The sequence below is a fragment of the Streptomyces kronopolitis genome, assembly GCF_014646275.1.
GTDB classification, from domain to species: Bacteria; Actinomycetota; Actinomycetes; order Streptomycetales; family Streptomycetaceae; genus Streptomyces; species Streptomyces kronopolitis.
The window spans coordinates 95763-114380 of sequence record NZ_BMND01000014.1 but is presented as its reverse complement, the minus strand read 5'-3'; the positions used below and the strand labels follow the sequence as shown (position 1 = coordinate 114380).

Below are 18618 nucleotides of genomic sequence, written 5' to 3'. Positions count from 1 at the left end.
GGAGACCCCGATGAGCAACAACACGCACGGCCCGACAGCCGGGACGCAACCCGGAACCGCACCAGAGAACATCGCCGTGATCGGCATGGGATGCCGGCTCCCCGGCGACACCGATTCGCCCGCGGCCCTGTGGCGGCTGCTGGTCGACGAGCGGGACGCGGTGGGCGAACTGCCCGCGGAGAGAAGGCGCCTGGTCCCCGGGGGGCTCCCGGGGCCGGTGGAGGGGGAGGCGACCCCCAGGCAGGGCGGCTTCCTGCGCGATGTGACGGGCTTCGACGCCGCGTTCTTCGGCGTCGCCGGCCGCGAGGCCGATGTCCTCGACCCCCAGCACCGCCTGCTGCTGGAGGTCGCCTGGGAGGCCCTGGAACACGCCGGCCTCCCGCCGGACCGGATGAACGGCACCCCCACGGGTGTCTTCGCCGGCATCAGTTACACCGACTACATGGACCACCTCGCCGGCCACCCCCAGGAACTGGAGGGGTCGATCCTGACCAACGGCCACTGTGTGGCCGCCGGGCGGATCTCCTATCTGCTCGGACTGCAGGGACCGTGCGTGGCGCTGGACACCGCGTGCTCCTCCTCCCTGGTGGCCGTGCACACGGCCCGCCAGGCGCTGCTCGCCGGGGAGTGCGACCTCGCCCTCGCCGGCGGCGTCACCCTGACCTTCCAACCGCGCATCACCCGGTCGTTCGCCAGGATGGGCATGCTGTCCGCCACCGGGCGCTGCCGGACGTTCGACGCCGACGCCGACGGGTTCGTGAGGGGTGAGGGCTGTGGTGTGGTGGTGCTCAAGCGCCTCACGGACGCGCTACGGGACGGGGACCGGGTACTGGCGGTGCTGCGCGGCTCGGCGACGAACCAGGACGGCTCCTCCGAAGGGCTGGCGGCACCCTCGGTGACCGCCCAACGCGCCCTGTACCTGGAGGCCCTGGCCCGGTCGGGCGTCGACCCCCGGGACGTGGGCATGGTGGAGACGCACGGCACCGGCACCCCGGTGGGCGACCCCATCGAGTTCGCCAGCCTCTCCGACGTCTACGGCAACGGGCCCGGCCGCTGCGCCCTGACCTCGGTGAAGACCAATGTGGGGCATCTGGAACCGGCCGCCGGCGTGACCGGGCTGATCAAGAGCGTGCTGTGCCTCCAGCGCGGCACCATCCCGGCGAACCTGCACTTCCGGAGCTGGAACCCGGCCATCTCGGCGGCCGGCACCCGGCTGTTCGTCCCCACCGAGCTGAGTTCCTGGCCGCTGCGCACCCCCACCCGGCTGGCCGCGGTGTCCTCCTTCGGCTTCTCCGGCACCAACGCGCACGTCCTGCTGGAGCAGGCCCCGCAGTCCCCGCCCGTCAAGCGCCGCAGCTCCGGGCGGCCCGCGCAGCCGTCGTCCGAGGTCTTCCTGGTCTCGGCCGGCTCACCGGACGTGCTGCCGGCCGCGGCCACCCGGCTCGCGGACTGGATGGAGGGCGACGGCGCGAACCTCCCGCTGCACGACGTGGCGCACACGCTGGCCCTGCGGCGCTGCGCGGGCCGCGGCCGGCTGGGCGTGGTGGCCTCCGGCCGCCGCGAACTCCTGGGCTCCCTGCGGGCGTTCGCGTCCGGGCAGCGCCACCCGGCGGTGGTCACCGGCGCCGTGGGAGCGGCGGTCGAGCGGCAGCCGGTGTGGGTGTTCTCCGGCCAGGGCTCCCAGTGGCCCGGGATGGGGCGCGGACTGCTGAAGGCCGAGCCGGCCTTCCTGGAGGCGCTGAGCGAGGTCCACGAACTCATCACGGCCGAGAGCGAGGTCTCCGTCCTCGACGTGATCCGCAACGGCCGGCCGGTCCAGGGCTGCGGCACGGTGCAGCCGGTCCTCTTCGCCCTCCAGATCGCCCTGGCCGCCACCTGGCGCGCCCACGGCGTCGAACCCGCCGCGGTCATCGGCCACTCCATGGGCGAGGTCGCGGCGGCGGTGGTCGCAGGAGCGCTGTCGCTGGCCGACGGCGTGCGGGTGATCTGCCGGCGCTCGGGGCTGCTGAGCGACATCGCCGGCAGCGGCAGCATGCTGAGCGTCGGCCTCGACGCCGCCACGGTGCGCGAGGAGCTCGCCGACAGCGCGGACGGGACCGTGTCGGTGGCGGTGCTGTCCGCGCCGGACTCCACCGTCGTGGCCGGGCGGACCACGGAGGTCAGCCGGCTGGCCGCCGCCTGGGAGGCCCGCAAGATCCCGGTGTTCCCGATCGCCGTGGACGTCGCCTCGCACTGCCCGCTGGTGGACCCGGTCCTGCCGGCGCTGCGGACGGCCCTGGCCGGACTCGCACCCCGCGCGCCCGAGGTGCCCGTGTACTCGACGGTCGTCGACGCCGGTGTCACGCCGGCCTTCGACGCCGACTACTGGTGCGACAACTTGCGCCGCCCGGTGCGGTTCGCCGAGGCGGTGGCCGCCGCGGCCGCCGACCGGCACGTGGTCTTCACCGAGATCTCCCCGCACCCCGTCGTCACCCACTCCGTCGAACGCAGCCTGGCCGGGCTCGCCACCGATCCCGTGGTCCTGCCCACGCTGCGCCGCGACGAGGACGAGCAGACCACGCTGCGCACCCAGCTCGCCGCCGCCCACTGCGCCGGCGTGCCTGTCAACTGGCGGTACCTGTACGACGACGGCAACCTCGTGGACGCCCCCACCGTCACCTTCGACCGCCGCCACCACTGGGCCGACGCCGCACCGGTCTCCGCGCCGGCCACCGAGGCGCCAGGGGCCCCGCTGCCCGGCCGGCACAGCGAGTTCCCCGGTGAGCCCGTGCGGCACAGCTGGCGCGCCGACGCCGGTACCGACGCGCTGCCCTGGCTCGCCGACCACAAGGTGCACGACCACCCGGTCTTCCCCGGAGCCGCGCACTGCGGACTGGCCCTCGCGGCCGGCTGCGAGGTCTTCGGCGCGGCACCCGACGAGGTGGAGGTCACCGACGTCCACTTCGAGCAACTGCTGCGGCTGAGCCCGCGGACCGAGATCTCCACGGTCGTCACGCTGACCGCACCGGACCGCGGGACGTGCGAGATCCTCGCCCGCAACGAGAGCGGCGGCTGGGAGCGGCAGGCCCGCGCCTCGCTGCACCGGCTGAGCGTGCGCCCCGAACTGCGGCCGCGCTCCGTCGAGGCGATGAGCGTGCGCCATCCGCTCGCGGTGGAGCCCTCGGCGCTCTACGAGAGCCTGCGCCGGCGTGGGCTGGAACACGGCCCGGCCTTCAACGGCGTGCGCGCACTGCACACCGGACGCCACAACGACAGCTTCTGGGCCCGGGTCGAGGTGCCGCCGCAGGCGAACACCCCGCCGTCCGGGCTGCCGCTGCACCCCGTCCTGCTCGACCTGTGCGCCCAGCTCGCCGTGGCGCCGCTGATCAACGAGGAGGACCCGGCGCTGGTGCTGCCGGTGCGGATGCAGGCGCTGCGCATCCTGGGCGACCCCGCGAGCGCGGTGTACTGCCACGCGCACGTCAGCGAGATCACCCCGGAGGCGATAGTCGCGAACGTGCGCCTCCTGGACGACGGCGGTGCCGTCGTCCTCGTCGTCAACGGGCTGCGGTTCGCCCGGCGGGCGGCGCGGACCGCGGCGGCGTTCGACGACTGGCTCCTGGAGATCGGCTGGCAGCAGGCCCCCCGGGTGACACCGGACGGCGGCCGGGCACCGGGCAGCTGGGTCATCGTCGGCGAGGCCGACGGCTCGGCCGAGACGCTGGCCGCCGCGCTGCGCAAGCACTGCGCCCGCACGGTGGTCTGGGACCGGGCGCTCGACGACGGCTCCCTCGCCTCCTTCCGCGACGCCCTCACCGGCCGCCTGGCCGCGACCCTGGAGGCCCCGCGCGGCGTGGTGCTGCTGTGCGGGCCCGCGGACGGCGCGGACCCGACGGAGCGGTCCATGCGCCGCACCCGGCGGCTGCTCGGCGCGCTCCAGTCGCTCGCCGCCACCACCACCGGCGCGCCCCGCCTGTACGTCGTCACCCGTGGCGCCCGCGGTGTCGTCCCGGGGGACGAGGTCGACCTCGGCCAGAGCGCGCTGCGCGGGCTGCTGCGGGTCGGCGCGCTGGAACACCCCGAGGTCCGGCCGGTGTCGCTGGACACCGGCGCCGGGGACGACGCCCCCGAGGAGGTGGCCCTGGAACTGCTCGCGGACGCCGCCGACGACGAGGTCGCGCTGCGCGACGGCGGCCGGTACGTGGCCCGGCTGGCGCACGCGCCGACCGGCGGCGCCCCCGACCGTGCCGCGACCGCCTGCACCGTGCAGCACGGCGTGGACGGGTTCCGGCTGCGCGCCTCCCGGCTCGGCGACCTGTCGAGCCTGGAGTACGCGGCCACCCCGCGGCGCGCCCCCCGGCCCGGCGAGGTCGAGGTCAAGGTCACCGCGGCCGGCCTCAACTTCCGCGATGTGCTCACCGCCATGGGCCTGCTCCCCGGCGACCTGGACGTCCGCTACCGGATCGGCTTCGAGTGCTCCGGAGTGGTCAGCGCGGTCGGCGAGGGGGTGGAGCGGGTGCGGGTCGGCGACGAGGTGATCGCGGTCGATCTGCGCGGCGGGGCCTTCGGCTCGTTCCTGACCCTGCCCGCCGAGACGGTCGCGCCCATCCCGTTCGGCATCGATCCGGTGGCCGCGGCCGGACTGCCGATCGCCTTCCTGACCGCCTGGTACTCCCTGCGGACGGTCGCCCGGCTGACCGCGGGGGAGCGGGTGCTGATCCACTCCGCCACCGGCGGCACGGGGCTCGCGGCGATCGCGGTGGCCCGGCTGCTGGGCGCCGAGGTGCTGGCCACGGCCGGCAGCGAGGACAAGCGCCGCTACCTGCGCGGCATGGGCATCCGGCACGTCATGGACTCCCGGAGCCTGGAGTTCGGCGAACGCGTCCGGGAGGCGACCAACGGCGAGGGCGTCGACGTGGTCCTCAACTCGCTGTCCGGGGCGGCCATCCGCACGGGCCTGGAGACGCTGCGCCCGTTCGGCCGCTTCGTGGAGCTGGGGGTGCGCGACATCATGGCGGACGCCCCGCTGGGGATGCTGCCGCTGCGGCACAACGTCACCCTGAGCACCGTCGACCTCATCGAGCTCCAGCGCAACCGGCCCGACACCTTCGCGTCGGTGTGGCGCGAGGTGCTCGGCGCGTTCGAGGAGGGCCGGCTCAAGCCCCTGCACTGCACGGAGTATCCGCTGTCCGAGGCCGCCACGGTCTTCCGCACCATGGCGGCCGCCGACCACGTCGGCAAGCTGGTGCTGACCGTGCCGGACACCGGCGAGGCCCCCGCGGTGCTGCCGGACCTGGAGATGCCGGTGCAGGAGGGCGGGGCGTACATCGTCACCGGCGGACTGGGCGGCCTGGGCCTGGCCACGGCGAAGTGGCTCGCGGGCCACGGCGCCGGCCACGTCGTGCTCAACGGCCGCTCCGCCCCGGCGCCCGACGTCGCACAGGCGCTGGCCACCACGGTGGGCCGGACCGCCAAGGTGTCGGTGGTCCTCGGCGACATCGCCGACCCGGGCACCGCCGAGCGGCTGGTGTCCACCGCGGTGCGCGACGGCTTCCGGCTGCACGGCGTGGTGCACTGCGCCATGGTGCTGGACGACGCCGTGCTCACCAACGTCGCCGACGACCAGCTGGAGCGGGTGTGGCTGCCGAAGGTGGCCGGCGCCTGGCACCTCCACCACGCCACCGCCGACCACCCCCTGGACTGGTTCGCGGCGTTCTCCTCCATGGCCTCGCTGCTCGGCAACCCCGGGCAGGGCGTCTACGCCGCGGCGAACTCCTGGCTCGACGGGTTCGCCGCCTGGCGCTCCGCACAGGGCATGCCGACGGTGGCGGTCAACTGGGGCCCGTGGGGCGAGATCGGTGTCGCCACCGACTTCAGCCGCCGCGGATACCGCACCATCCCCACCGACCAGGGACTGGCGGCACTGCACGCGCTGCTGTCCCACCGGCGGGTGCAGACCGGGGTCATTCCCGGCCCGCCGGAAACCTGGGTGCCGCCCGCCGGCCGGCATCTCCCGTTCTTCAGCGCGATGTCCGGTGAGGCCTTGCCGGAGGAAGGGAACACGCCCGCGGAGATCACCGACGACCTGCGCGCCCAACTCGCCGCCCTGCCCACCGGACTGGCCCGGCGGTCCGCTCTGGAAGACCATATCGCGGGCCATGTCCGCGATGTTCTCCGGCTCGGGAAAAGCTCTCTCGATCCGCAGACCCCGCTGAAGTCCCTGGGATTCGACTCCTTGTTGGCGATGGAATTGCGGGTGCGGCTCGACCGTTCCTTCTCCCTCGCCCTGCCGAGGAACTTCGTCTGGGAACACCCGACGCTGGCCGCACTCGCGGCCGGTATCGCGGAACAGCTGGGACTGGATCTGCCGTCGGCTTAGCGACGGCTTTTCCACGGCGACGCCCGGCGGGCGCAACCTGCCCGCCGGGCGTTCGCCCTGCCCGCCGGCCGGTGCGGCCACCGGCGCTCCTGACGCCCCGAACTGCCCACCCTTGGTGCGGTGTTGGGCACGCGGCTCCTCCCCGCCGGCGAACTCCCGCCCGGCCGGTTCACAACCCGCTGAATTCCTGATACATTCTCGCCGCCATCTCACCGGTGCCTCCTTGTGCATTTCCGACGTCCGTCTCTCCGGGAATGCGCAACCGCCTTTTTATGGTCATAGTATTTCGCGCCGCCCCCTCCCCGGCTGCTCCCTTCGCTGCGCTGTGCGCCTTCCGTACGGGCATGCGCACTGCTTGAATTGAAAGGGAAAGCAAAGCTGAAAAGCGGGCCGGTACGCACCGGCGGCGCGGCCCATTACCAAGGCCGCCAGGACAGCCCGAGCGATGCCGCTGGCAGTGCTTCATGAGGCGAAAGCGACATCGAAGTCCATGAGGTACACAGGAAAGGGGTAGTCATGTTACCCACCACCATGCATTCGGCCGAAGTCACTGTTGCCGTCCGGCATATCGCGAACTGGCCCCGGGAAAGAAGCGAGATCGTGCCCGCCGACTGCTGGAGTTCCGCACCGCGTGTGGTCTTCCGGCTGCCGGCGCTGCGACGGGCGGTCCCGGTGTGCCGGAGCCTGGTCCGCGCCTGGCTCGACGGACAGCACATCCATGACGACGACACCCGATACCTCATGCTGCTCGTCCTGTCGGAACTGTGCACCAATGCGATCCAGTATTCCGCCGGCACCCGCTTCACCTGCCGGATATGGAGGTCGAAGGACCTGCTGCACATCGAGGTGCACGACCGCGGGGGCTCGGCGTCGGTACCACGGGTGCGCCACCCCGGCGGGGAACAGGAACACGGCCGCGGTCTGGAGCTGGTCGCCCTGTCCTCCGCGTGCTGGGGCCGCAGCATCGAGGCCGACAGCGGCTGCACCGTCTGGGCCGCGCTGCCACTGGCGGCCGGTGTGCACCGGCCCATGACGCCGTAACCCCCTCGGCCGTCCCCCGGCGGCCACCGCCCCGCAACGCCCGCTTCCACGGCCAAAAGCGGCGTGCTCCCCACGACGGAACACCACAAGCGGCACCGAGGACCGCCGGCCGCGGTCCGTACGCGGTGCCGCTGCACCCCTAGGGGTGGCTCCCTACAGCCGACGGCCGGGCGGCACCGGCTTCCCCACCGCCTCCCCGCGGGCCGGGACGAGCCGCCCGGCCGTCGGCGCCGGAACGACCGCACGCTCCCCGCACGGCGACCGCACCGGCCACACCGGCCGAACTGACCACACTGGCCACGCCGCTCGCACCGGCCACACCGATCGCACCGGTCGAACTGACCGCACCAACCGCCCCGACCACGCCAGTCGCACCACCATCACCGCGACACCCGCATCCCGCTCTCCAGCACGAGGGTGTCGAACGCGCGCACCGGCTCGGTGTCCCCGAACGGCCGCAGCTCGTCCTGGAAGCCCTGCAGATACCGCTCCCCGAGCGCCGACTTCAGCCTGCCGAGCAGGGCCACCCCCTCCATCGCCGCCCGGCAGGCCTCCTCCACGTCGCCGGCCTGCGCCAGCACCGTGGCGAGCAGCAGCAGATCGATGGCCCGGCGGCGCACCCGGGTCCGCGGATGCCGGGCGAGCGCCTCCTCGGCGCGCCGGGCGGCCGGCCGCGGCTGCTGGAGATCCCGGTAGCAGTGCGCCAGTTCGTCGGCCAGATAGGCCCGGTCGAAATGTGCGATCCACTCGGGGCCGTCCCCGGGGACGACCTGCGTCATCGCCTCCGTCGCCTTGTCCGCCAGTATTTTGCACATCCTGGCGTCCCCGAGCATGGCGTAGCCGCGGGCCTCGGTGGCGTAGAACATCGCCTGCGCGGCCAGCGGCGCCCGGCCCCGGGTGCCTTCCTGTGCCGCCCGGGCGAGCTGCACCGCCTCCCGGGAGCAGCCCGCGCCCACCGCGAGGTGGCTCAGCCCGGCGGCCAGCACATAGCCGCCGTAGCACCGGTCGTCCGCGGCCTGCGCGAGTCGCAGCGCCTGGATGTAGTACCGCTGGGCCAGGCCCGGTTGCCCGATGTCCAGGGCCGTGTACCCGGCCAGCTCGGTCAGCCGGGCGGCCGCGGCGAACAACTGCCGTCCCGTGGTCTCCCCGTAGCTCCCGGCCATCAGCCCGGACAGCACACTGCTCAGGCAGGACACCACCACGGGCCGCACATAGCCGCTGCCCACCCGGTGGTCGAGTTCGGCCAGCGCCTGGGTGGTCGCCCGGACCAGCTCCACATCGGTCATGCCGACCCGCGGCCCCAGCGGCCGATGGCGGGCCACCTGGGGGTCGGGGGAGCTGATCAGCCAGTCCCTGCTGGGTTCGACCAGCGCCGACGCGGTCATGGCCGAACGCGACAAAAGCCCCCGTGACTCGGCGTCCATGTGCCATAGTTCACGGACCTGTTCCAGGGCGTCGTCCACCGTGGCGGCGAAGTGCAGACCGACCCCGCAGGTCACGCTGTTGCCGTTGGCCATGCCGATCTCTTCCGTCGAGACCGTGCGGCCGAGTTTGCCGCTCAGTGCCTCGGCGATGACGGCCGGCACCCGGCCGCGTGGCCGCTGACCGCTGAGCCACCGGCTCACGGAGGTCTTGTCGTACCGCAGGTCCAGGCCCTGTGCCTCTCCCAGGACGTTCACCTGCCGCGCCAGCGCGGAGTTGGACAGTGAGGCTTCCTGGATGAGCGACCGAAGTCGTTGGTTGGTCTGACGCGCGACGAGTGGTCGGGCGGCCATGGTTCTCCTCCAAGCACATGCCGCCAACGGTTCACGTTGGCATATCCAGAGAGAACGGGATGGGTCAGTCTTTACCCAACAACTGGGACTGAATCGCGATGACCAAAGTCAAGTCGCCGCCTGGACGTTGCGCGCAGTAGCACAGGTGCATGAAGGGGCTTCAGTCATGTGCCCCGCACGCCGGCCCGTCCCGCGCGCTCCGGCCGACCCCTCACCGCACGCCACCCCACACCGCGCACAACCACCCACCCCCGGGCGCCGCCCGTGCACTCCCCGTCACGCGTGCGGATTCCGGCCAGACGCCCGCACCACCCCGCCCGCCGCCCGCTCCCCGCCGGGGAACGGGCCGCGCTCACTCCTCGATGTCCACCCCGTAGCCCCGTGCGAGCACGTCCAGTCCGTGGTCGTAGCCCTGCCCCACGGCCCGGAAGCGCCAGCGCGGACCCCGGCGGTAGAGCTCCGCGAGCAGCAGGGTGCGCTCGGTGGTGGCGGCGTCGAGAGCGGACTGCGCCAGGGGCGGGGCGCTGCTGCCGCAGCCCGCGGTGAGCTGGAGCGCGCCGACGTCGCCGAAGGTGGGGGTGCCGTCGACGGCGGCCGCGACCACGACCTTGCGGACGGCGGACGGCAGCGCGCCGAGACGGACCGCGAGGGTCTGCTCGGCCGGCCCGTCGGCCAGGAGGCGCACCGATCCGTCCGGGCTCTCCGGGGCGCCGTAGAAGAGGAAGTCCTCGTCGCACGAGACCTGCTCGTCCTCGTCGACCAGGAAGGCCACCAGGTCCACCTCGCAGGTGGTCCGCTGCGCCCAGGAGGCGGTGAGGTGCCAGACGGCCGAAAGCTGCTGGTCCGGCAGGTCGATGACGCCCCCGCGCGGAAGCACGAGCGGGCCCCGCCGCCCGATGACCCAGCGCGGAAGGGGCGCGACCGCGGGGGCGTCGAGCCAGTCGGCCGGGTAGGTGGGGATCTCCAGCGCGGCGATACGGGGCATCCGCCGGTCCGCCGCCCCCTCGGCGAGCAGCACGACATCGGTGACCCCCGCCGACAGGTTGATCGCCGCGGCACCCCCCAGCTCGACGACCCGGGCACGGCCGGCCGCCGCCGTCGGATGCGTACCGCCCAGAACGAGCACCCGCCGCCCCGAGAGCGGCCGGTCGGCGGGGACCGGAACCGGCCCCGTGGTCTTCGAGGCCGCCGTCCGCAGTGTGCGAGCCCCGCCCTCCGCCACCCGGGCCCCCGGGACGGACGCGACCTCCCCTCGACTTCCCGCTCGGACCGCCGTTCCGCCGGTCGCTCATCCTGCCGCTCATCCGATGGCTGCTCATGGGGAGTTCCGGCGCGCACCTCGCCCAGCAGGCGCAGGAACGTGCGCTCGTCGATGACCGGCACCCCCTCGGCGGCCGCGCGCCGCGCCTTCGCCGAGCCGGCGGAGGCGTCGTTGGTGACCAGCACACTGGTGTGCCGGCTGACCGACGTCATCATGTTCAGCCCCGCGGCGGCGGACCGGGCGACGAGTTCGGTGCGGGGGATGTCGGTCTCACCGGTGACCGCCACCTTCATGCCCTGCGCCAGCGGCCCTCCCGGGGCCAGCCGCCCCGGGTTGCGGAAGGAGCACGGCGCCTTCGACTGCCGGGGCAGGAACCGCGGATCCTGCCGCGGCGGGCAGTCGACGAACGGCAGCGGCAGCCCGAGCCGCGCCGCCTCCCGCAGCGAGGCGCGCAACACCCCGGCCAGCACCCGGGTGTCGTCCAGCGCGTCGTGCGCCTTGTGCTGCGGGACGCCGTAGTGGGCGGCGAGCGTCCCCAGCCGCAGATCCTCGGTCGGCGGATCCACCCGCCGGTTCAGCGCCAGCGTGCACAGCCGCCGGGAGACCGGCAGCGGGGTGGCCGCGCGGGCGAACTCGTGCGCCAGGAAGTCGTAGTCGAACTGCGCGTTGTGCGCGACCAGCACCCGGTCCTGAAGCATGGCGGCGATCCGGCCGGCGACCTGACCGAACTCCGGCGCACCCCGCAGCCGCTCGGCGGTCAGCCCGTGCACCCGCACCGGCCCCGGGTCGCACCCCGGATCCAACAGCGTCGAGAACTCCCCGGTCCGCTCGCCGTCCGGCCCCATGGTGACCACCGCCACCGACAGCACCCGGTCCCTGCGCGCCACCAGCCCCGAGGTCTCCACGTCCACCAACGCCCACTCGAAGGCGTACGCACGGAAGCCGGAATCCTCGGCGACGACGGAAGCAAGGCTCATGACGGAAAGGGTGATCCGACTTTCAACTTCCTTCAACCGGAATGCTTATTTGTCCTGTTTTTTCTTGAGGGGGTCGCCCGGGCGACGGCCGTGCGGCCCCCTCGCGAACGGGTACTCAGCCCCCGTTCCGCCCCAGGAAGTCGGTGATGAGGCGGCGCCATTCGTCGGGGCGTTCGACCATGGGCAGGTGGCCGGTGGGGAGTTCGACGAGCTGGGCGTGGGGGATGGTGTCGGCGAGCTGGCGGTGCAGGCGGGTGGAGGTGAACCGGTCCTGGGTGGTGGAGATGACCAGGGTGGGCGCCTGGATGCCCGGCAGGTCGTCGCGGACGTCGGCGCGGGGGGCGAGTTCAGCCTGTTCGGGGGTGCCGGCGGCGACGCCGGCGGCGGTGAACCCGACGGCCTGCCGGAGCTGCTCGTCCGGCATCGCCTCCAGCGCGTCGGCGCCCAGGGCCATCATCGTCAGGTACTCGGCGAGCAGTTCGGGGTCGTCCGACTCGGCCAGCTTGCGCCAGACCGGCAGGGCGAGCGCGAGCCGGTTGTCCCGGTACGGGAAGGTCGCGGTCAGGACGAGGGCGGTGACGCGCTCGGGGTGGCGGGCGGCCGCCCGGATGGCGACCGGGCCGCCGAGCGAGTAGCCGGACACCGCGAAGGTCTCCAGGCCCTCGGCGACGGCTCCGGCGACGAGCTGGTCGGCCAGGTCGTCGAGTGAGAGCGGGGTGGTGGAGCGGGGGGTGTCGCCGCTGCCGGGGTAGTCGACGCCGACCACGGTGTGGTGGGCGGCGAGGCCTTCGAGGATCGGGCCGTAGGTGTTGTCGATGCTGCTGCCGGCGCCGTGGGCGAGAGCGAGGCCCGGGCCGGAGCCCAGGACGGTGCGGGCGTAGGTGGCGTCGGGCAGGGGGTGTGCGGACACGGGGGTGGCCTTTCCGGGGGAGTGGCGTGGGGTGCGGGTGCGGTGCCGCGACCAGCAGCGGATCTGCTCCAGGGCGGGCAGCAGGGCCCGGCCGTCGGCGGTGAGCGTGTAGGTCGCGGGCCCCGGCGGGAGTTGGGCGTGGGTGACCAGCCCGGTCTCGACGAGTTCGCGCAGCCGGTCGGCGAGCATCTTGGTGCTGATGCGTGTGATGGCGGCGCTCAGTTCGCCGTAACGGGCGGGGCGGGTGGCCAGGGTGTGGAGGATGATGCCGGTCCACTTCTGGCCGAGGACCTCGAACGCGGCGATGAGGTCCGCGTCGGCCGTCAGCGGCACGGGGCGGGTGGGCCGGGCTGCCATGGGTCTCGCGGTCCTGCGTCCTTGGTGAGGGGTGTGTGGTGGGTGGATGGACCGCGGTCGGCCGGGAAGCCGACCGCGGCCCGGCCGCCTCGCCCGCTCCGGCGGGGCGAGGCGGCGGCAGGGGTCAGGGAAGGAGAACGACCTTGCCCCGGTTGCGACGGGCCTCGAGGTCACCGTGCGCCGTGGCGGCCTGGTCGAGCGGATAGGCGCGCCATACGGGGACGTCGAGTTCACCGGTGGCGGCCAGCTGCACCAGTTCCGGCAGGGATTGGCCGTCCTCGGCGCTGCCGGCGCTGAAGCGGACGCCGTGCTGCGCGGCGGTCATGTCGGCGATGGTGATGACGCGTGCGCTGTCCCCGGTCAGGGCGACGGACTCGGCGAGTACGCCCGCCCCGGAGGCGTCGAAGACGGCGTCCACTCCCTGGGGAGCCGCGGTCTTCACCCGCTCCGCCCAGCCGTCGCCGTAGTGGACCGCGGTGGCGCCGAGCCCGGTGACGCGCTCGAGGTCGTGCTCACCGGCCGTTCCGACGACGGTGAGGCCGCGGGCGGCGGCCAGCTGTACCGCGGCGGTGCCGACACTGCCTCCGGCACCGTGCACGAGCAGGGTCTGCCCCGCCCGCACCTCCAGTTCCCCAAGGACCCGGAACGCCGTCTGGCCGACCGTGACCAGCGAGGCGGCGACCTCCCACGACAGACCCCGGGGCTTGGCCAGGGGCCGGTCGAGCAGCGCGTACTCGCCGTAGCTGCCACCTGCCGTGGCACCGAGGACCTCATCCCCCACGGCCACGTCGGCCCCCTCGCCGACGGCGTCGACGACACCGGCCGCGTCCAGCCCGGGGGTCACCGGGAAGCGGGCCGGGGCGACCTTGGCCATCAGACCGGACCGGATCTTGAGGTCGAGCGGGTTCACGGACGCGGCCCGCACACGGACGCGGACCTGGCCCGGGCCCGGCTCGGGCAGGTCGACCTCCGACAGTCGCAGCACCTCGGGTGTGCCGTACTCGGAGAAGGTGATTGCTTTGGACATCGCAGACTCCCAGGTAGGGACGGGTGGGGGAGTGGGCAACCGCACGCGCTGTCTTTCACTGTGCGGCCGCGGCGGCGGGGCCGCCGCTCAGGCGGTGAGGGCGGGGTAGTCGGTGTAGCCGCGGTGGTCGCCGCCGTAGAAGGTGGCCTTGTCGGCGGCGTTGAACGGACCGCCGGAGGCGAGGCGCCGCGGCAGGTCGGGGTTGGCCAGGAAGAGCGAGCCGAAGGCGATCATGTCCGCGCTGCCATCCTCGATCAGCCCCAGCGCGTCGGGACCGGTGACGTCGGGGTAGGTGAACGGGTTGAGGACGAACGTGCCGGCCCACGCCTTGCGCAGCCGCGGGGTCAGGTCGCGGTTCGGGCCCTCCATCAGGTGCAGGTAGGCCAGGTCCAGGCCGGCGAGCCGCTCCAGCAGGGCGAGGTAGACCTCGTCCGGGTTGTCCTCGGCGATGTCGTTGTACTGGTTTCCGGGGGAGATCCGCAGGCCGACCCGGTCGGCGCCGATCGCCTCGGCCACGGCCGCGGTGACCTCGACGGCGAAGCGGATGCGGCCCTCGGTGTCGCCGCCCCAGGCGTCGGTGCGGAGGTTGGTGTTGGGGGCGAGGAACTGGTGGATCAGGTAGCCGTTGGCGCCGTGCAGCTCCACGCCGTCGAACCCGGCCTCGATGGCGTTGCGGGCCGCGGCGGCGAAGTCGGCGATCGTCTGCCGGATCTCGGCCTCGGTCAGCTCCTTGGGCGTGACGTATTCCTTGGGTCCCTCGTGGGTGAAGACCTGGCCCTTGGCGGTCACCGCGGACGGCCCCACCGGCTCCAGGCCGTCGGGCAGCAGGCTGGGGTGGCCGATGCGGCCGGTGTGCATCAGCTGGGCGAAGATCGCGCCGCCCTCGTGGTGCACGGCGTCGGTCACCGTCCGCCATGCCCGCACCTGCCCGGCCGAGTGCAGGCCGGGGGTGTCGGGGTAGCCCTGGCCGACCACCGACGGCTGGATGCCCTCGGTGACGATCAGCCCGGCGCCGGCGCGCTGCGCGTAGTACGTCGCCATCAGCTCGGTCGGCTCGGCGCCCGGCCCGTAGGCGCGGCTGCGGGTCATCGGGGCCATCACGAGGCGGTTCGCCAGGTTGCCGGCGCCCAGGGTGATCGGGTCAAAAGCAGTGGTCATGGTCTCTCTCCTCGGGAGATGGAAGGTCTCGCGGCACCGGTGCTCGGGACCCCGGGCCCGCGATTGCCTGTCCGAACAAGTAAATCACCTGTCCGAACAAGTAACGGTCAAAAATCCATTCCCGCTTTCAAATGTGAAGCACGCAACACGTTGCTACCTGCGCGTATGTGTCCAGGGTCCGGCGCGGGCCTGGAGTCCTAGGGCTGGAGAGGTAGGATTACGCTGACCGAACAGGAAAGTGAGAGGCTGATGACGCAGTCCACCCCGGAAGCCGGCCAGAGCCCCGTGGAGAAGGGGCAGGACGCCACGGTCCCGCTACCGGCCGCGGCCGGCGGCGGGCCGGTCAGTCACGCGATCTTCCGCCTGGCCCGTCTGCACCGCATGTTCGCCGGACAGCTCCTGCGCCGGATCGGCCTGCATCCGGGCCAGGAGCTGGTCATGATGCACCTGTGGGAACTCGGCCCCCAGCGGCAGACCGACCTGGTGCGCCTGATGGACTCCGACGCCGCCACGATGACCCGCACCGTCCGCCGCCTGGAACAAGCCGGCTTCGTCCGCCGCCGCCCCTCACCCACCGACAGGCGCGCCTCCCTCATCGAACCGACCACGGCCAGCCACGCCCTGCGCCGCGAGGTCGAACAGGTCTGGACCCACCTGGAGGACCTCTCCGCAGCCGGCCTCTCCCCCGACGAACGCACCGCAGCCCTGCACACCTTGGAACGCCTGGAACAGAACCTGGTCCGGGCTGCGGCGGAGGCGGCGGAGGGTGCGGGGGTGGACGGGGAGGGGTAGGGCCCTGTCGGGGGCGGGTGTTGGTGTCGCAGCCGCCCCGGAAACCGGTGGGCGGTAGCGTCGGCGTAGGACCCGTCCCGCCGCCATCTGGGGCGGTGCCGACCCTTCCGTATGTGTGCCTGCGTACACCCTTGAACAGCAAAAAGACCCTCCCAAAGGGAGGGTCTTGCGGTGCGCCCCCGGCAGGACTCGAACCTGCGGCCAAGTGCTTAGAAGGCACCTGCTCTATCCACTGAGCTACGGGGGCCGGGTGTGGACGTGGATCACGGACCGCGGTCAAGGATAGAGGTCCGGGTGCCTCGTCCCGGTTGCTTCACCTCCGTGGCACGTTGTGGAGGTTCGGTGAAGCGGTCCCGATAATCGCAGGCAGGTACGAATCCTGCATCGCTTTTGACGCCCCGCGCTGCGGGTGTTGTGCACTCGTTATGCCTGCGTCGCGCGCGTCGCGGGCGCCTCATGTGCCACTCATCCCGTTCTGTGCACATTCTTGCGGCGCGCACGAGGGGTTATACGCTTCAAAAACCCAACGAAATTGGGCATTCTGCACATGTGGCGACCTTGGACGTACGACCCCGGCTGATCGACGCACTGTCCGTTCTGCGCGACCGCGTCGACGCCGCACGCTTTCCACTGCCACTACGGGGGGCCGCCCGTGCCCGGCGCAACCGGGCCGAGCTGCTCGCCCAGCTCGACGACTACGTGATTCCGCGCCTGCGCTCCCCGCAGGCGCCGCTGCTCGCGGTGATCGGCGGATCGACCGGGGCGGGCAAGTCCACGCTGGTGAATTCGCTGGTGGGGCGGCGGGTGTCGGAGGCGGGGGTGCTGCGGCCGACGACGCGTACGCCGGTGCTGGTCTGCCATCCCGACGACCTCCGGTGGTTCGCCGGGCCGCGCGTTCTGCCGCAGCTCGCACGGATGTGGGTGCCCGAGCAGGACGACGGCGCGGAGGAGTACGCGGCGGGCGCGGGCCTGGGCCGGGGGGAGTTCGGGGTCCGGGGTGTGGGGGGAGTGACGGCCGGCGGTGGGCGTGGGGCAGCCGGCGCGCAGGGTGCTGGTGGTGTTCATGGGGGGCGTGGCGCTCAGGCGGGCCGCATGGCCATGGCTCAGGAGCTGCATGACGGTGAGCGAGAGGGGGCGGAATCGGCAAGTGGGGGGCGTGGTGAGCGGGGGAGAGGTGTGGGGGGTGAGGGAAGAGAAGCGGGTGAGGCGTTCGGGGGCGGTGCGCGTGAGGGGTACGAGGTGTACGGCGGGGTGGGCGGGGCCGTCGACTCGGGGATGCTCACGGTGCGGATCGAGACGGAGCCCGCGTTGCCCAGCGGTCTGGCGCTGCTGGACGCCCCGGACATCGACTCGCTGGTCGCGCGGAACCGGGAACTGGCCGCCGAGCTGATCTGTGCGGCGGACGTCTGGGTGCTGGTCACCACGGCCGCCCGGTACGCGGACGCGGTTCCCTGGCACCTCCTGCGGACGGCCAAGGAGTACGACGTCACCCTGGTGACCGTGCTGGACCGGGTGCCGCACCAGATCGCCACCGACATCTCCGGGCGGTATGCGGAGCTGCTCCAGCGGGCCGGCCTCGGCCATGTCCCGCGGTTCACCATCCCCGAGCTGCCCGAGTCGGCCGGCGGCGGGCGCGGGCTGCTGCCCGCCACGGCCGTCGCGGCGCTGCGGGACTGGCTGGAGCGGCACGCCCAGGACCCCGCCGCCCGTATGGCCGCCGCGGAACGTACCGCCACCGGGGTGATCGCCTCGATGCGCAGCCGGCTGCCCGCGCTGGCCGGGGCCGCCGCCGCCCAGCACGCCGCGGCGCTGCGGCTGGCCGGCCGGGTCGAGGAGGCGTACGAGCGGGCCGCGGAGCGGGTACGCAAGGAGGTCGCGGCGGGGGAGGTGCTGTCCGGGGACGCCCGCGCCCACTGGCGTGACCACGGCCTCGACGGCCGGTCGGACGAACTGCTCGACGCCCTGACCCACGGCCTCACCTCGCTGCTGACCTGCGCCGTGGAGGAGGCCGATGAGCGGTCGGCGGACGCCTGGCGGCGCGATGCCGCGGCGTCCGAGGTCGCGCTGACGACGGCCGCGGGCGCGGCCGGCGCCGGCGAACGGCTCGGCGTGATCGTCCGGCGCTGGCGGCGCTGCCTGGAGGAGCTGGCCGAGGAGGAGACGCGCGAGGCCCGGGCCGGGCAGGCCGGCGAGCGCACGGGGTCCGTGGAGCCGGAGGAGTCGGCGGCGCTGCTGGCCACCGCCCTGCTCGGCGGCCGCCGCGCCCGTACGGCGGGCGAGAACCTCGCCGACCTCCTGGGGGCCCAGAGCGCGCTGCGGCTCTGCGACCGGGGCAGCCGGCTGCTGGCCACGTATCTGGAGCGCGCCCTGCACGGCGAGCGGGAGCGGCGGCTGGCTCCGCTGGATCAGCTGACGGTGCCCCTGGACCAGCAGGCGGAGCTGATCGCCGCGCTGTCCGTGGTGCAGCGGGAGAAACAGCGGGAGCAGCGGAGAGACGAGCGGCGCAGAGAAGAGGAGACGGCGATGGCCAGGGAGATGGCGATGGGGAAGGAGGGGGTGTCGGGGTGACGGTGTCCGAGGTGACGGGATCCGGGGAGGCCGCGGAGCACGAGCGGGAGGCGGGGGCGGGGGAGAGCGGACGGAAGTCGGCGGCTGTGGTGGGTGAGGTGGGTGAGGTGCTCGCGGAGGGGACGGTGGCGTCCGGGGAGAGGGCGGGAGTGGTGGCGTCCGAGGAGCACGTGGGGCCCGTGGAGCCCGTGGAGCAGGCCGAGTCGGCGGAGGCCGGGGGAGGTGCCGGGGCCGGTGGGGTGTGGGATGACGGGCTGATCGCGCGGCGGGCACGGGGTGGCGGGGTGCCGCGGCCCGGCGGGCGGGACGGTGTGAGCGCGGCGCGGGTGGAGTCGGCGGTGGCGGCGGGTGTGGCTTCGTCCTCCGGTGATCGGTCTGTCGCGGCGCAGGGACG

The 18618-nt window shown here is 73.4% G+C and carries 8 protein-coding genes, 1 tRNA gene and 1 pseudogene; 4 read left to right on the top strand and 6 right to left on the bottom strand.

Features of this window, described 5'->3' with window-relative positions; translation table 11 throughout:
• The first annotated feature begins 10 nt into the window (after positions 1 to 10).
• Together IEY78_RS17380 and IEY78_RS17375 are read left to right on the top strand one after the other, a co-directional pair.
• Entirely contained in the window at positions 11 to 6358 is a 6348-nt protein-coding gene (locus IEY78_RS17380; protein ID WP_189099247.1) for a type I polyketide synthase, read from the top strand.
• Positions 6359 to 6958: 600 nt separating this feature from the next.
• On the top strand, positions 6959 to 7399 hold the full coding sequence (locus tag IEY78_RS17375; RefSeq protein WP_229700009.1) for an ATP-binding protein: 441 nt from the start codon (positions 6959 to 6961) through the stop codon (positions 7397 to 7399).
• A 380-nt stretch (positions 7400 to 7779) separates the two neighbouring features.
• Here IEY78_RS17375 and IEY78_RS17370 read toward each other — a convergent pair whose 3' ends face one another.
• The 5 genes and pseudogenes from IEY78_RS17370 to IEY78_RS17345 form a co-directional block, all read right to left on the bottom strand.
• Positions 7780 to 9174: an NsdA family TPR-like regulatory protein gene (locus IEY78_RS17370; RefSeq protein ID WP_189099245.1), complete on the bottom strand. Its 1395-nt coding sequence runs from the start codon at positions 9172 to 9174 to the stop codon at positions 7780 to 7782.
• 352 nt (positions 9175 to 9526) lie between these two features.
• Positions 9527 to 11412: pseudogene (locus IEY78_RS34470) on the bottom strand (TerD family protein).
• Between the two features lie 115 nt (positions 11413 to 11527).
• Positions 11528 to 12679: an alpha/beta fold hydrolase gene (locus IEY78_RS17355; RefSeq protein WP_189099240.1), complete on the bottom strand. Its 1152-nt coding sequence runs from the start codon at positions 12677 to 12679 to the stop codon at positions 11528 to 11530.
• Between the two features lie 124 nt (positions 12680 to 12803).
• Complete coding sequence (locus IEY78_RS17350; RefSeq protein WP_189099239.1) at positions 12804 to 13706, bottom strand: NADP-dependent oxidoreductase; 903 nt, start codon at positions 13704 to 13706, stop codon at positions 12804 to 12806.
• Positions 13707 to 13793: 87 nt separating this feature from the next.
• A complete protein-coding gene (locus tag IEY78_RS17345; RefSeq protein ID WP_189099238.1) occupies positions 13794 to 14864 on the bottom strand; it encodes an alkene reductase in 1071 nt (356 codons plus the stop codon).
• Between the two features lie 249 nt (positions 14865 to 15113).
• Between IEY78_RS17345 and IEY78_RS17340 the strand changes: the two genes are divergently transcribed.
• Positions 15114 to 15656, top strand: a complete 543-nt coding sequence (locus IEY78_RS17340; protein WP_189099237.1) for a MarR family winged helix-turn-helix transcriptional regulator — start codon at positions 15114 to 15116, stop codon at positions 15654 to 15656.
• A gap of 174 nt (positions 15657 to 15830) precedes the next feature.
• Here IEY78_RS17340 and IEY78_RS17335 read toward each other — a convergent pair.
• Positions 15831 to 15903, bottom strand: a tRNA-Arg gene (locus IEY78_RS17335).
• Between the two features lie 302 nt (positions 15904 to 16205).
• Between IEY78_RS17335 and IEY78_RS17330 the strand changes: the two genes are divergently transcribed.
• The gene (locus tag IEY78_RS17330; protein WP_189099236.1) at positions 16206 to 18224 is read left to right on the top strand and encodes a dynamin family protein; all 2019 of its coding nucleotides are present in this window, start codon (positions 16206 to 16208) and stop codon (positions 18222 to 18224) included.
• Positions 18225 to 18618 lie beyond the last annotated feature (394 nt).